Origin of the sequence: Leptospira perdikensis (assembly GCF_004769575.1) — a bacterium.
Taxonomy (GTDB): Bacteria; Spirochaetota; Leptospiria; order Leptospirales; family Leptospiraceae; genus Leptospira_A; species Leptospira_A perdikensis.
In genome coordinates this window covers 1,066,066-1,081,371 of the sequence record NZ_RQGA01000003.1, presented here as the reverse complement: position 1 = coordinate 1,081,371, position 15,306 = coordinate 1,066,066, and the positions used below count along the sequence as shown (strand labels likewise).

The window sequence follows — 15,306 nt, the reverse complement described above, 5'->3', positions numbered from 1 at the left end:
TAAAACCAGAATGAGTGATTGGATTTTACTGCTGTTGTGATTCCAGTTCGATAATACGACGGTTGAGGGCTTGGATGAGGTGTTGGTTTTCCAAATTCTGTCGAAACTTATCGAGTAGGTCTTTGATGTCTTTGGAGAGTTCTTCAATGTTCCAAGGTTTTTCGACATACCGACTGAGTCCCCCGTTATTAATGGCATAAATTGCGGAATCAAGTCCTGCCTGACCCGTAAGAAGGATTTTGATCGCATCGGGAAGGCGGTGGTGCACCTGCTCCAAAAATCGATCCCCTTTCATTCCAGGCATCACTTGATCAGAAACAATCAACTCCACGATGTCGTTGCTACTGATGATTTCATCGATTAATGAAAGTGCTTCTTCGGCACTGCTTGCCGTCTCGATGATATGGGATTCGCCAAATCGAGCCAGAAGTTGTTCCGCAAGCGTTTCCAATACCGATATTTCATCATCGACACATATAATATAACCTTTACTCATTTGGGACCCTTTCCTTGGAACGATACAACCTTAGTTCTTTTATGTCGATTCAGTTTTGTGGCAATTTGTAGATAGTTTTGGGAGGAACTGTGTCAAGTAGGGGGACCTTCCAGATATCCTTGGCATACTCACGGATCGTACGATCGGAGGAAAATTTGCCTGACCTTGCCACATTCAAAATGGACTTTCTCGTCCAAGTTTTCTCATCCAAAAAATCCCTGGCCACGAGGTTTTGAGTCTCGTCATAAGCATCAAAATCGGCCATAAGGAGATAATTGTCTGTATAATACAAACTATCGTAGATGGGACCAAAAATACCAGGTTCTCCCATGGAAAATAAATTCTCACGAATCATGAGTAGGACTCTGTGCAGGTCCTCATTACGACGAATGAAATCAGCAGGTTGGTATCCTGCTTCCTTCAATTGATAAACTTCTTCTGTGTGCAGACCAAATATATAAATATTTTCAGCTCCCACCTCTTCCAAAATTTCTACATTGGCTCCGTCCAAGGTCCCGATGGTCAAAGCTCCATTTAACATAAATTTCATGTTACTCGTTCCGGAAGCTTCGGTTCCTGCGGTAGAGATTTGTTCCGATAAATTGCTTCCGGGTATGATTTTTTCAGCTAGGCTTACACGATAGTTAGGCAAAAAAACCACTTTCAAACGATCAGCCACATCCGGGTCACGGTTGATCACCCAAGCAACATTGTTGATTAACTTGATGATGAGTTTGGCCATATAATATCCAGGAGCGGCCTTTCCACCGAAAATCACAGTCCGTGGTGTGATTGGACGAGATGGATTTTCTTTGATTCGTCTATATTCAGCAATGACTCGCAGAATATTCAAAAGTTGGCGTTTGTATTCGTGAAATCTTTTGATTTGTACATCAACCATTGATTTAGGATCAATAGAAATGCCTGTTTCACTTTTAATCAGTTTTGTTAATTCCTCTTTGGCCGTTTGTTTTACTTTACGCCAATCATTTTGAAAGTCGCCATCATCCACAAAGGATTCTAATTCTTTTAGTTTGTATAAATCAGTTGTAAAATCATTTCCAATTCGTTTGGAAATTAGGTTCGCCAAACTAGGGTTAGATTGAAGTAACCAACGACGAGGAGTGATTCCATTGGTTTTGTTACTAAATTTTTCAGGAAATACTTTGGTAAAAGCTTGGAAGATGGTTTTTTTAATCAGTTCAGAATGAAGTTCGGCCACACCATTTACGCGGTAAGAACCAATGACACTTAAATTTGCCATTCGGATTCGTTTTTCATGGCCTTCTTCTATGATGCTGACTTGTTTAATTTCTTCTTCAGATAAAATTCCTTTACTGCGGACATTGGATAAAAACCGGTGATTGATTTCATAAATGATTTCTAAATGTCTAGGAAGAAGTTTTTCAAAAAGTTCCACTCTCCATGTTTCCAAAGCTTCTGGTAAAACCGTGTGATTGGTATAAGAAAATACTTTGGTAACAATGTCCCAAGCTGGTTCCCAGTCCATCTCCTCATGATCGAGAAAAATTCTCATCAGTTCTGCAATTCCAATACTTGGATGGGTATCATTCAATTGGATGGCAACAAAGTTTGAAAGTTCTCTTAGATTTTGTGTGGATTCTCGATACTGAATTAAGATATCTTGAAGAGAAGCACAAACCATAAAATATTGTTGTTTGAGGCGAAGTACCTTTCCTTGTTCAGTGGTGTCGTTTGGATATAATACTTTAGAAATATTTTCTGATATGGATTTATCTTGTACGGCTTTCATATAGTCGCCATGATTGAAATAATCCAAATTAAACTCTTCTGAAGATTTAGCTGCCCAAAGTCGTAAATAATTCACCGTACTCGTGTTAAATCCTGGAATGGGGTAATCATGAGCAGAAGCAAGAACTGTTTCATCGGGAACCCAATCATGTTGAATTTTTCCCTTTCCCGAAACCTTAGTTTCTGTATGGCCAAAAAATCCAACAGAAAAGGAAATATCAGAACGAACTACTTCATAAGGAACTCCATCGGCATCCCAATGATCAGGCATTTCCAATTGGTTTCCATTCGCAATGATTTGGTTAAAAATTCCATAATCATAACGAATTCCATAACCAAATCCAGGAACATTCAGAGTGGCCATAGAATCTAAAAAACAAGCAGCTAATCGTCCCAGTCCACCGTTCCCAAGCCCAGCATCAGTTTCAAACTCCAAAACATCTGTAAGTTCAAAACCAATCCCTCTTAACATAACTTGGATTGTTTCGTATAACCCAAGATTAATGAGAGCATTCATAAGAGTGCGTCCCATAAGAAATTCTAATGAAAAATAAAACACTCGTTTAGGATTTTCATTTCTGTAACGTTCATGAGTGACATTCAAACGATCGATTAAGAAATCTCTTATGGTATGGCCAAGTGCTTTATATATATCCTCGTTTTTAAGATTAAACCTGTTTTTACCAATGGTATATTCTAAATGATGGGCAAATTGTTTTTCCATCGAAGCCAAGTCGGCTTTTTGTTCTTCCGATAAAAGGGTAATTAAACGGGGATTGTTGACAACCATGGTAAAAAATGATAACCATGGGTATCAGAGATTCAAGTAAAAAGAGAAAAATTAATCTCGGGCAGAGACCTTTCGTTCCAAAGTAAGAACTGCATCCTTACCGATTTTGTGTTTTGCAAACCATCCTTGGTTGACTTCCAAAGCATACATCGCAGGTCTTCTGGCATTGTATACTTCTTCTGTTTGGTTTGGTTTCATGTCGAATGATTCTAAAAGTCGCATATCTTCTGAAAAATAACCAATGGATAAAGGGATGAGTGTGTTCTTCATCCAAAAACTTAAAAGATCCGGGCGAGGAAAAACAAAGAGCATTCCTTCGTCCTCTCCCAGTTTCGTGCGGTACATAAGGCCCGTTGCTCTTGTGGAAGGAGTGTTTGCAATTTCCAATTTTAGTGCACGATCAGCAACACTACCAAAAATGATTTCGGGAGTATTGGTTTGTGACGGAAAGGATTCTGCTTGTTTACAAACAGACAAAGTCAAAAGAACAATAAGAATTCCAATCCGTGTTTTCATTGTATTAACCTTTGAAGTTTGGTTTTCTTTTTTCTAGGAAAGCAGAGAGGCCTTCTTTGGTTTCTTCATCTGCAAACCTGCCACCGAATAGTTGTTTTTCCCACTCCAGTCCACCTTCCATATTGGTTTCCAAACCTTGGCGAATGGCAGTTTTGGCAGCCTTAATTGCATTAGGTCCTCGTGATAAGATCGTAGTTATCGTTTTTTCGGCTTCGTTTAATAGTTCTGCAGGTTCTGTGACTTTGTTGATCAGTCCCAACCTATATCCTTCTTCTGCAGAAATCATATCCCCAGATAAAATAAGTTCGGTGGCTCTCCCTACACCAATGAGTCTTGGAAGTCTTTGTGAACCACCAAAACCAGGAAGTAAACCGAGAGTCACTTCGGGGAGTCCTAATTTTGCCGGCACTACCGCATAACGAATATCACATGCCATAGCAAGTTCCATTCCTCCACCCAAACAAAATCCATTGATCGCAGCAATAGAGATGAGACCGGAGAGTTCCATCTTTCTAAAAACAGTTTGGCCGAGTTCCGAAAACGCTTGGCCTTCGCGAACATTAAACTCTTTCATTTTTGCAATGTCGGCACCAGCGACAAAAGCTTTCCCTTCACCAGTTAAAATGAATCCACGAACCGAGGCATTGGATTCGAGTTCATCGACCATGGCACCGATTTCCGTGATGACAACATCATTGAGTGCGTTGAGGGCTTCTGGCCTTTTGATGGTGACAAGAGCAAAATTGGATTTGATTTGGATATCTAAAAAAGACAAATGAATTCTCCTTATTCTTCTACTTCCAATATGAGAAACATGGTGTCATCAGAAAAACTGTCGAGTCCGTAGTTGGTTTTCAATTCAGAAAGTAGATTTCTTTCAAGCTCTTTGATGTTTGGACTTTGTCTATGACGATTGAGTAATGCTAGGAGTCCTTCGGTCCCTAAGCAATTTCCTTCAGGATCTGTGGATTCAATCAGTCCATCGGTATAAATAAAAAAACGATCTCCCGGAGCAATGGGCAGAGTTTTCTCCGTGATTGGTGGGATTTTAATATTAAATCCTAGGATCGCACCTTGAGTTTCCAACTCTTGGTAATCTTCACCTTTATGTGCTAAAATCAAATACGGATGCCCTGCATTACCTAAAATCAATTTTTTCTCAATGAAATCAAAGAACAAATAGATCGCTGATGCATGGTATTTATTAAGATCGTTTGTCAAACGATCATCTAAATAATCCATCAGTTTTGCCGGTGCAGTTTTAAAACGATACGGAATGGTAGAAACTAACACCTTCATGATGGAAGCAACCATCGCAGAAGAGATTCCATGTCCCGCAACATCTGTTAAAAACACCCCAACGTTTCCTTCCCGGAGTTGAACGAAGTCAAAGAAGTCCCCACCAATCACATTTGGACTTTTGCGATAATAAGTAAAAGCAAGGTTTGGAATTTTTATGTTCCCAGGAAACAGTGCATCTTGTACTTTTTTTGCAAGTTCCAACTCGTGTAACATAAATCTTTTTTCTTCGGAAAGATTGTACATGTCAGTAGTATCTTTTCTTTTGTTTAAAACAAAAACTGTTCCAAGCGCAGCACTTCCCCAGTATACTAAAATCAAAAAGTATTTACTAAAAAAGGAAAACTGATCAGAAACAGCAGAAGGTAAATTAAAAATATAAACTATATGTAAAACTGAAAAATAAAAAGCACTGAGGATACAAGCTTTAGGATCAAGTCTCGTACTATAAAGAAGGATGGGAAAAACAAAAGACATCAAATAGGAATTCAATAAATAAAAAACTCCAAGAGATGGAAACGAATGCATTCCTACAATAAATACAAGATAAACCAAGCCATCAGCGACAATACCACTAAAGTAAATAACTCTTTGAATGGGAACATTCCTTGTATAAAACTGCACAAGTAAAATGAGTCTTGCAATCGATACACCGAGCAAATAAGGCAGAACTTGCATTCGGATTTCAGAAAATGGAGGAGCGATCAATAAAGAATAAACGATGATATGGGTGATAAAAATATAAAACGTATATTCCTTATCATAACGGGCTTCTACTAATTTTAAAATTTCCCATTCTGATTTAGTAGGTTTACGAAAGATTTCTTTGAAGTATAAATAAAAGGAACGTGTCAATCAGGGTTCTCCCCATACCAAAGTTTGGATCTCTGATCCATTCAAGGTGATGGTGAAAGCTTTTCCAGTATCCAAATACTTGTCCATTTGATTCGCAAGTTCAAACGCTTTTTTCTCATCTTCCATCCGAAAGAAAAAAAGGTGAGATAAGGCTTTGTAATTGTACGGGAATCGCTCCGAAACAATCAATGTCACCCGAAAATGGTCAGACCTTCTTTCCATTACAATATGTGACACTTCTTTTCTAGTTAAAATACGCACATCGGGTCGTAAATTCCATGGATTGATTTCAGCGAAAAGGATTCCTGGCAAAAAAAAGCATAGACCGACAAATCCTTTCATATAGAAATACAATCGGCAAATGCGTTCGAATCCTTACCTCATATCCTTACTTCCTCTCCTTTTTTGGGTATGTACTCCCCAATCATTTTCAATCCCTTTAAATCCCTATGCAGAGTGGGCCCAAAACAGTATTGGATTACAAAAAAAGAATTTTCCCCCATTAGAAGGGAAATGGAATACACGTGTTTATCCTTTGGATTCCAAACGATTAGAAACATTAGTGACCATCAACAAAATTGACGAGATTAGCGATGTTCCTGCTCCAACTAAAGATCTATCTAGTTGGAAATCAGAACTGAACCAAATTGAAAAATCGCTCCCAAAAGAAGTAAACGCTGTTGCCGATTCAGTTATTTACGGAATCTATTTTGTGACAAACTTAGGATCCACAGGACTTACTGGTATTGTTCGAGATGATGCAGGTAAACCCATCGGTGGTATCATCTATTTAGATTCCGATCTTCTGGGAGACGGGGGAAACGATTGGGCTTCCAAAAAAGAATCTACAGCTTTTCTTCCTTCTAATGAACATGCGGTCAAAATTCACTTAGATGATACTAATTCTAAAGAAACGGCAATTCGTTTCATCGTATTGCACGAGTTAGGTCACATTTTATCCATCGTCTATCGACATGCGCCTGATTTTTCTGAAAAACAAAGGGACTTTCGTAATTTTCCTCTCTTCAGTGGAATTTGGTGGTCAGAAACTTTTTCTCCTTATGAAACTACTTTTTTCCCAGAAAGAAACAAAATCAAATTTTATCAAAAATCTCCAACCTTATCGATTTTTCCTGAGGGAAAATCTCTCTATAAAAAACTCACCAATACGCAGTTTGTATCTTTATATGCTGCTACAAATGCAGACGATACTTATGCAGAAGCTTTTGCACAGTACGTCCATGTTTTATTACTAGAGAAAGAATACAAAGTCATCCTCACCTCAAATGGAAGATCGGAAACTCTATTACAAGATCCGATCAGAAAAGAAGGAGGCAGAAGATTCCGTGAATTGTTCCAAACCATTCTCAAAAATCCCAACCCTTAATTTTTTATTACTGATATTCGTATTTTCCTTTCCGTTATTATCAGAAACAAAACAGGAAGAAACAAAGTCTCTCATTGTTGAAACAAATACAGAAATTGTATCAGACTTTCTTTGGCGAGGGAATTCATTTGTAGGGGAATCTCAGAGCAGAAGGAATAACGCAAGTTACCAAAGTTTTACCTATGCACCCGCCCTCCAACCTTCTATCAATGTTTGGTCGCCAGAAAAAAAATTCCAGTGGTCTTTATTTGGAAACTTCCAACTAACAAATAGAGACGATAGAGATTCCGACAGACGCATTCTCCAATCCAGTCCCGGCGGGGTTGGCCCTTCTTACTTAGGAGAACAGGCAAAATTTTATGACCCTTATGGCCAAGACCCTTGTGTTCAATCCGTCCACCAGAGAATTTCCACAGGCGAAGGATCCGATCCTTGTTTAGGATATAGCCCGAACCAAGGATATGGACCCAAAAAAGAACCTAATGGGAATAAAAGAGCTGATGGCCTCTTCTTTTCCATGAGTTATCATTTTGATCCAAGCCAGTGGGGGGACTTTGCAGTTGGTATTTGGTTTTATAATACTTTTCAAAAAACTCCCAACTCTTTACTTTCACCTGGAACTCAAAAAGAAAATCCCAATGCTTCCGGTGGACCGAATAACACATTCAATGCGAACAATCCCAATGCAATCAGTCGACTTGTTTGGCATGAATATTTTGTACATTGGCAACTCCCATTTCTAAAAAAATTCAAACCGACCATTTCGTACTATACGCAATACTCCACAGAAAATGGAGGACTCCTTGCCGGTAAAAATTATCTTTCCTTCAGTGGATCTTATACTTTCCGAGAAGAAAAATTCTTTCGGATTATGCCTCATTTCAATTTAGGATATGCCATGGGAAACAATGCTGTGGACAATCGGAACGGAATCCAAGACATTACCACATCGACTTCGTTCTTTTTTGGTGATTTTTTTATCAAATTGGCTCATATCTTTCGACCTGATTTATATCTATGGGATACAAACAATTATTATGGGTATGCCGGTGGAGATCCAAACAAAGCACATTGGAATCGAACCTCAGAAGATGGAAAAGTAACCAATCCTTCTCGCATTTATGGTGCGTACAATACCTCAATTCTCAATTCAATCGAACAAATTGAAACAGGCAATTCCCTAAGGGACTCGGTAGTCAAAACCTGGCTCAGAGAAGCCTATACCTTACAAAATATCCCTTCCCATTTATTCTATGTTAGCTTAGGATATTCAAAAACATTTTAAACTCAATCTAAACTAATCAGATTTTTATCCTTTAATATTAGGAATGACTTGACTAATAGCAAACTCGAAGTATATTTCCGTCCACCTCTAGGAAAAACTATGAAATGGATTCATGATTTAAAAATTCGGGTCAAATTACTTTTGGCTTTTATGGTAACAATTCTTCTAATGATTGTTGTCGCAGGTGCCAGTTTCTATTCGGCAAGTCAGATTTTAGCCTCTCTCCACACAGTATTCGAAGACCGAGTGGTTCCCATAAGCCAGATCAAAGAAGTATCCGATGCCTACCTGATTGGAATTGTTGATTCCGCCAATAAAGTCCGAGCGAAAAAAATCAGTGTCGAAGAAGCCTTGGAATCAATCCGTGAATCGGAAACCAGAGCAGACGAAATTTGGAAGGTTTACCTCGGAACCTATCTCGTTCCGGAAGAAAAAGCGATCATAGATCAGATGGAAAAGGAATTTCCTCCTCTCAAAGCCGGCGTCAAACAACTCCGTATTTTATTAGAAACAAGAAACGAAGTAGAATTAGAAAAATTTGTTACCGTGGATATGTATCCTATATTCGAACCACTCACACATCATCTTGATGATTTGATCCGAGTCCAATTGAAGGTTGCCAAAGAAGAATACCATAAATCGGAAGCGCAGTTCAAAAGTTCTCTCGTCATTGTATCAACAGTAGTCATCCTTGCCTTCGTTCTTGTCTTTGTCATTGCTGTATTTTTCTCAGATTCCATTGCAGCACCGATGAAAAAAATTGTAGAGGTTGCACAAACGGTCTCGATTGGTGATTTAGATGTAGACCTCGACACAAAACATAAAAGAACCCTAAATGGGAAAAACTTAGCAGGTAATGAAATCCAACAGTTGTCCCAAGCATTTATGGAACTGGTTACTTTTATTAAAGAACGTGCCGAACACTTAGAACGGATTGCTAATTCTGACCTAAGTGCCGATGTGACACTCAAATCAGATCGTGATCAATTAGGACTCAGTCTCCGCAGAATGTTAATCAATCTATCGGATGTAGTAGAAAAACTATTCTTCACCTCACAAGAAGTAGATTTGGGTGCCCAACAATTGGCGGACGCGAGCACATCTTTGTCTGAGGCTGCCAGTGAACAAGCAAGTGCAGTGGAAGAAATCTCTGCAACACTCACAGAGATTAGCAACAGTTTTCTTGCCAACGCTGAAAATGCGGAAAGAATGACAGAATTTTCTGAATCTACCGCCAAACAAGCGATTGAGGGAAATTCAAAAATGAAAGATTTGGTTTCTGCTATGGGAGAAATCAGCAACTCCTTCGATCAAATTTCAAAAATCAACAAAGTCATTAATGATATAGCTTTCCAAACGAATATCTTAGCTCTGAATGCGGCAGTAGAAGCTGCAAGGGCTGGACAACATGGAAAAGGATTTGCAGTCGTTGCCGAAGAAGTACGAAATTTAGCTCAAAAAAGTGCCAATGCCGCTGATGAAACAACCTTACTCATCGAATCTTCGATGAAAAAAGTCAAACTAGGAAACGAAGCGACGGAAAAAACGGCAGAGGTTCTTGGTCAAATTTCCGAGAGTGCTGATAATGTAAGTAGCCTTACGAAAGAATTAGCCCTTTCCATCCATGAACAAAAATCAGCTGTTTTACAAATCACACAAGGGATAGACCAAGTAACAACTGTTACATCAACTACGGCTGCATCCGCAGAAGAAGTTGCCGCCTCTAGTGAAACATTGAAACGCCAAGTGGAGATCATGCGTTCCGTCATTATGGGTTTCAAACTTAAGGATGATGGAGCAAAAACGACTGCTCTCACCCGAGTAGAAAAACCAAGAATTGTATTGTAAGGCCAGATTATGAGTCAGACATTAAAGTCATGGGATTTAAATGCAGACGAAGATACAATGAGAGATTTGTATCTTTGTTTTAGTTTAGAAGATCGAGACTATGCATTTGAAGTTCGCCATCTTACCGAAATTCTTGCCCTTCCAGCAATCACAACGATTCCGGGGACAGCTCCTTTTTTACGAGGAGTCATCAACATTCGTGGGAAAATCATTCCAGTTATGGATGTTAGACTACGTTTTGATATTCCATTCAAAGCATATCACGACAGAACTTGTGTATTACTGATTGAACTAGATGGATTACCTCTGGGACTCATTGTTGATAAAGTCAATGATGTTGTAAGAATCCCTGTAGAGAATATTGATTTGGCTCCCAAAATAGGAGAATCAAGATCTTCTAGATTCATCTATGCCACAGGAAGGGTGGGAGATACGGTTAAAATTCTTATCAACTTACAGAGATTACTCACTCAAGAAGAGACTCATTTGATTAAGGATATTCCGGGAGCCTAATCCATGGAAAGAGACGATGTATTAGAATATCTCCTAGAAGCGCGGGAATCACTTGAAAATATCGAAAAGGAATTACTCCATTTCGAAAAATCAACACTCGATGGTAGCTTAGTTGAAAGAGAACTCCTGGATACCTTATTCCGGCATTTCCATACCGTGAAAGGTAGTTCTGGTTTTTTTGGACTGACAGCTATTGTCAAAATGGCTCATGCTGCGGAAAATCTTTTGGATTATTTACGAAAAAATCCGGAAGCACAAGATGAGGATACTCTCGAATTTTTAATCACAGCATTAGATCATCTGAATGAACTTGTAGAACACGAGGAATCCTCACCGTCTGGGGGTGATTTTTTTTCTGAGGAACAAACTCAGTTTTTAAATAAATTAAATCAGAAAAACGAATCCATTCGAATTCTATTACAACAAACTACCGAAGAATCAACCAATAAACAGGCGTTATCCGAATTTGGATTATTTAGTGACGATGTAAATAAAAAAAACAACCAAGAAGAGTTCGGTTTATTCACAACAGATCCAAAACCTAAAGTAGCAGAAGAATTTGGATTATTTACAACGGAAACAAAACAAATACCAGTAGAGGAATTTGGACTTTTCCAAAAATCTTCAGAGAACGTTGCCAAAGAAACCATCCAGATACAGAAAGCGGATGATAGTTCCAAAACTGACAAAAAAAACATTGTAAAAAAAGACATTCGAATCGATACGGACAAGTTAGACTCTCTTCTCGACATTGTAGGAGAAATTGTGATTACCGAACCCATGGTTACCGATCATGCGGATATCGCCAAACTCAAGTTAGAAAACTTTCATAAAACGGCCTTACAACTAAAAAAACTGATTCGAAATTTACAGGAAATCACACTTAGCCTTCGAATGGTACCAATTGCAGGTGTGTTTTCTCGAATGGAAAGGCTTGTTAGAGATACAGCTAAAAAAACAGGGAAACAAGTTCAACTCATCATCTCGGGAGAAGATACCGAAATTGATAAATCCATCATTGAGGAAATGTATGATCCACTCGTGCACATTATCCGCAACGCAATCGACCACGGGTTAGAAACTCCTGATGAAAGAAAAGAAGCCGGAAAACCAACACAAGGAACCATCCAACTAACAGCTACGCAATCAGGAAAAGAAGTTTGGATTGAAGTTCGCGATGATGGAAAAGGCCTTAGCCGAGACCGAATTCTAAACAAAGCTATCTCACTTGGACTCATCGGTTATTCTGAAGCAGAGATTCTCCAAGACCAAGAAGTTTGGGATTTTTTATTCCATCCTGGATTTTCCACTGCTAAAGAAGTAACAGACTTATCAGGTAGAGGTGTTGGGCTTGATGTAGTTAGAAAGAACGTAACTACACTCAAAGGTTTTGTGGATGTATTTTCTGTTTATGGACAAGGTACTACATTTCTTATCCGTGTTCCATTAACTCTAGCCATTATCGAAGGGCTTGTAGTTCGAAAATCAGAGACATATTTTATTTTACCTTCCGTAGATGTAAAAGAATCCATGTACGTTTCCAATGAACCTATCAATGAATTATATAAAAACAATCATAGTATACAATATAGAACCAATCAAATATCCATCGTAGACATTAACCTGTTATTTGGAAAAGATTCTGATTTAAACGAACAAAGGACATTAAAAGAAAAATACGTCATCGTTACAGAATCACACGAAAAACAAATGGGGATCGTATTTGATGAAATTCTTGGGAATCAATCGATTGTTATCAAACCCATCTCACCTATTTTCAAAAACATCAATGGACTTGCCGGTTGTACAATCCTCGGAAATGGACATGCAGGTCTCATTTTAGATGTTAGGAAACTAATCAGCCAACACTTAACATCGGTTACAACATGAAAAAACATACAGTAATTGTCGTCGATGACCAAAGATCTGTTCGAAGTATGATCAAACGTTGGATCGAATCCGATCCAAATTGGGAAGTGATCGGCGAAGCCGCAAATCCCTTCGAAGCAAGAGACCTAATTGTAGAAAAACAACCAGAGGTTATGACTTTGGATGTGCATATGCCGGGAATGGATGGCATTGCTTTTTTAAAGAAACTGCTTCCTCAGTATCCAATGCCTGTCATTATGTTTAGTTCTTCCACTACGGAAGGTGCTAGTATCACTTTAGAAGCATTAGAAGCTGGTGCCTTTGATTATGTGACAAAACCAACAGGAACTCCAGAGAGTTTAACAGAAGCAAAAGAAGACTTACTCTCCAAACTCTATGAATGTTTAAACTTCAATACTGCAAATCTGAGTGCCTCAGTAAAACCATCCGGTAATTCTGGAAATAACGGAAAACAAAAAGCCAATTTCAAAAGAAAGTTTATATTGATTGGTTCATCTACTGGCGGAACAACTGCCTTACGAAAGTTATTGGATGATGTGGACGAATCATTCCCACCAATCCTTGTGGCACAACATATGCCGGAAAATTTCACCGCTTTGTTTGCTCAAAGACTTAATTCAGAATTGAAAGTCCAAGTGAAAGAAGCCAAGGATAAGGAACTTTTACAAACGGGGCATGTTTATATTGCTGCCGGAAATTACCATTTAGGAATCCAGAAAGTAGGTTCAGAGTATTACACTCGCGTTTTCCAGAGTGATAAAAAAAACGGGCACAGACCTTCTGTTGATGTTTTGTTTGAGTCTGCCATAGAACAAGAGATAGCTGGTAACAGTATTGGCGTCATCTTAACGGGAATGGGAAGCGATGGAGCAAAAGGACTATTGCAACTAAAAGGGCAAGGATGCCTCACCATTGGACAAAATAAAGAGACATGTGTCGTTTACGGAATGCCAAAGGTAGCTTATGAATTAGGCGCGGTCAATTACCAAATCCCACTGGGTGAGATTGTCGATAAAATTAAGGAAATTGGCTCATTATGATTCCGCATTGTTTATTACTAGAAAGTATTCATACAAATTCTCTTGTAGATTCATTAAAAGAAATTGGTTACACTTTTGAAAGAGTCAATCATTTTGAAGAAGTTTCCCGGTCTCTTGAACAAGGTAAATTCCATTTTCTAATTTTTCATATCTCGGATGTAGAAAATGAAGATATCCAGAAAACACTTGCTGAGGTTACCAAAAATTTCCCACATACACTCATTATCCTCATTACTGATACAACCAAATGGGATGTTGCTGCTTCTTTATTAAAACAACATAAGGTCTATGATTTCATCCAAACACCTATAGAAACAGTGCATCTCCAGTTTACACTGGACCGTTCCCTTCAATATTTACTTACAAAACTAAAGTCTCAATTTATTAACGAAGCAGAAAATCATCTTTATAAACGGATGGTGGAAATCTTCGACTGGAAAAAATCACTAACTCATAAAGATAACGAAAACATAGCCGCTGATATCATCCATCAAATGAATATTAACTTATTTCAAGGAAGTGGAATTGGAACTCTTATGAGTGTTGTCAGTATTCTTACTTCAAAAAGTAAATTGGATTCGGAAGGAAACCATTATCTTGTTCCAAAACCTGTAATGGATTTATTATCCGAAAATTATGACGCAGCCAAAAGTATGTTTGAAAGTATGTCCATTTCTCAATCAGTCATTGACGATGAAAGTGTTGTAGAAACAAAGGAATCACCAACAAAATTACTTTCTATCATAGAAAAAGAAACGGAAATACTATCTGAAGCGCTTACAATCAAATCACAAAAGATAAACCTAAGCCAAATTCCAACATCTGTTACTGGAAAAAAAATTCACTTTGATGAAATTAAACTCTCTTACGTAATTCGCGAAATTTTTCTTAACGCAATCAAATATTCAAGAGAGAAAGATACGATTTATCTAATTTTCTTTCACAAAGAAAACTTTTTGGAATTAAAAATAATCAATCCCGCCTATCAAAATAATGACGGAACAAATGGAATTCCAGAAAAACTTGAATCCTTTGTCTTCGAACCTTTTTTTAGGATTTCCTCTGTTGTTGATGATAGTTATGCTAAATTTGAACAATTCCGATTTGGCCTCGGGTTACCATTAGTCAAAAAAATCATGGATCAACATCAGGCAAATGTACAGATCTATAATATAGAGAACAACTTCAGAAATGAAAACACAAAAGATATATGTTTAACAATTCGATTCCCATTAATAGAAGAGGAGAAATAAAATGGCTAGAATATTAACAGTAGATGATGCACCAGCAGTTTTGAAGATCTTAAACTTGGTGTTAACAGCAGAAGGTCACGAAGTTGCCTCCGCAAACAACGGAATGGAGGCATTGCAAAAGATAGAATCAACTGGATTCGATATTGGAATCTTTGACGTCAACATGCCAGGGATGACAGGCATTGAATTAACTGAAAAAGCATTAAAAACAGAAAACGGGAAATCCATGAAAATTGTCATGTTGACCACCGAATCTAGTGACGAAATGAAAAACAAAGGTAAAGCTGCTGGTGCTGTTGGATGGCTTGTAAAACCATTTGCAAATGAATCACTACTTAAATTAATTTCACAACTTGTATAA

Annotated in this window: 14 protein-coding genes; 8 read left to right on the top strand and 6 right to left on the bottom strand. The window is 38.1% G+C overall.

The window, feature by feature from the left end:
- Positions 1–25: 25 nt before the first annotated feature.
- The 6 genes from EHQ49_RS06350 to EHQ49_RS06325 are packed head-to-tail and all read right to left on the bottom strand — an operon-like array spanning position 26 to position 5,990.
- Positions 26–496 (bottom strand): response regulator, encoded by a 471-nt coding sequence (locus EHQ49_RS06350; RefSeq protein ID WP_135577409.1) that lies wholly within the window; start codon positions 494–496, stop codon positions 26–28.
- A gap of 49 nt (positions 497–545) precedes the next feature.
- A complete protein-coding gene (locus EHQ49_RS06345) occupies positions 546–3,059 on the bottom strand; it encodes a glycogen/starch/alpha-glucan phosphorylase (RefSeq protein WP_135577407.1) in 2,514 nt (837 codons plus the stop codon).
- A gap of 51 nt (positions 3,060–3,110) precedes the next feature.
- Positions 3,111–3,575, bottom strand: coding sequence for a DUF192 domain-containing protein (locus EHQ49_RS06340; protein ID WP_135577405.1), 465 nt, complete (start codon positions 3,573–3,575; stop codon positions 3,111–3,113).
- 4 nt (positions 3,576–3,579) lie between these two features.
- Positions 3,580–4,356: an enoyl-CoA hydratase-related protein gene (locus tag EHQ49_RS06335; RefSeq protein ID WP_425269832.1), complete on the bottom strand. Its 777-nt coding sequence runs from the start codon at positions 4,354–4,356 to the stop codon at positions 3,580–3,582.
- A 5-nt stretch (positions 4,357–4,361) separates the two neighbouring features.
- A complete protein-coding gene (locus EHQ49_RS06330) occupies positions 4,362–5,729 on the bottom strand; it encodes a PP2C family protein-serine/threonine phosphatase (RefSeq protein ID WP_135577401.1) in 1,368 nt (455 codons plus the stop codon).
- Entirely contained in the window at positions 5,730–5,990 is a 261-nt protein-coding gene (locus tag EHQ49_RS06325; RefSeq protein ID WP_425269827.1) for a hypothetical protein, read from the bottom strand.
- Between the two features lie 100 nt (positions 5,991–6,090).
- On the opposite strand from EHQ49_RS06325, the gene EHQ49_RS06320 reads away from it, so the two are divergent.
- The 8 genes from EHQ49_RS06320 to EHQ49_RS06285 all read left to right on the top strand — a co-directional run bounded on the left by EHQ49_RS06320 (position 6,091) and on the right by EHQ49_RS06285 (position 15,306).
- Entirely contained in the window at positions 6,091–7,116 is a 1,026-nt protein-coding gene (locus EHQ49_RS06320) for a hypothetical protein (protein ID WP_135577397.1), read from the top strand.
- Entirely contained in the window at positions 7,076–8,401 is a 1,326-nt protein-coding gene (locus tag EHQ49_RS06315) for a hypothetical protein (RefSeq protein ID WP_135577394.1), read from the top strand. The genes EHQ49_RS06320 and EHQ49_RS06315 overlap by 41 nt, the downstream gene beginning before the upstream one ends.
- A gap of 99 nt (positions 8,402–8,500) precedes the next feature.
- On the top strand, positions 8,501–10,249 hold the full coding sequence (locus EHQ49_RS06310) for a methyl-accepting chemotaxis protein (protein WP_135577392.1): 1,749 nt from the start codon (positions 8,501–8,503) through the stop codon (positions 10,247–10,249).
- Between the two features lie 9 nt (positions 10,250–10,258).
- On the top strand, positions 10,259–10,762 hold the full coding sequence (locus tag EHQ49_RS06305; RefSeq protein WP_135577390.1) for a chemotaxis protein CheW: 504 nt from the start codon (positions 10,259–10,261) through the stop codon (positions 10,760–10,762).
- 3 nt (positions 10,763–10,765) lie between these two features.
- On the top strand, positions 10,766–12,652 hold the full coding sequence (locus EHQ49_RS06300; protein WP_135577388.1) for a chemotaxis protein CheA: 1,887 nt from the start codon (positions 10,766–10,768) through the stop codon (positions 12,650–12,652).
- Positions 12,649–13,692, top strand: coding sequence for a protein-glutamate methylesterase/protein-glutamine glutaminase (locus tag EHQ49_RS06295; RefSeq protein ID WP_135577386.1), 1,044 nt, complete (start codon positions 12,649–12,651; stop codon positions 13,690–13,692). Before EHQ49_RS06300 ends, EHQ49_RS06295 begins: the two co-directional genes overlap by 4 nt.
- Complete coding sequence (locus EHQ49_RS06290; RefSeq protein ID WP_135577384.1) at positions 13,689–14,945, top strand: sensor histidine kinase; 1,257 nt, start codon at positions 13,689–13,691, stop codon at positions 14,943–14,945. The genes EHQ49_RS06295 and EHQ49_RS06290 overlap by 4 nt, the downstream gene beginning before the upstream one ends.
- A 1-nt stretch (position 14,946) precedes the next feature.
- Positions 14,947–15,306: a response regulator gene (locus EHQ49_RS06285; protein ID WP_135577382.1), complete on the top strand. Its 360-nt coding sequence runs from the start codon at positions 14,947–14,949 to the stop codon at positions 15,304–15,306.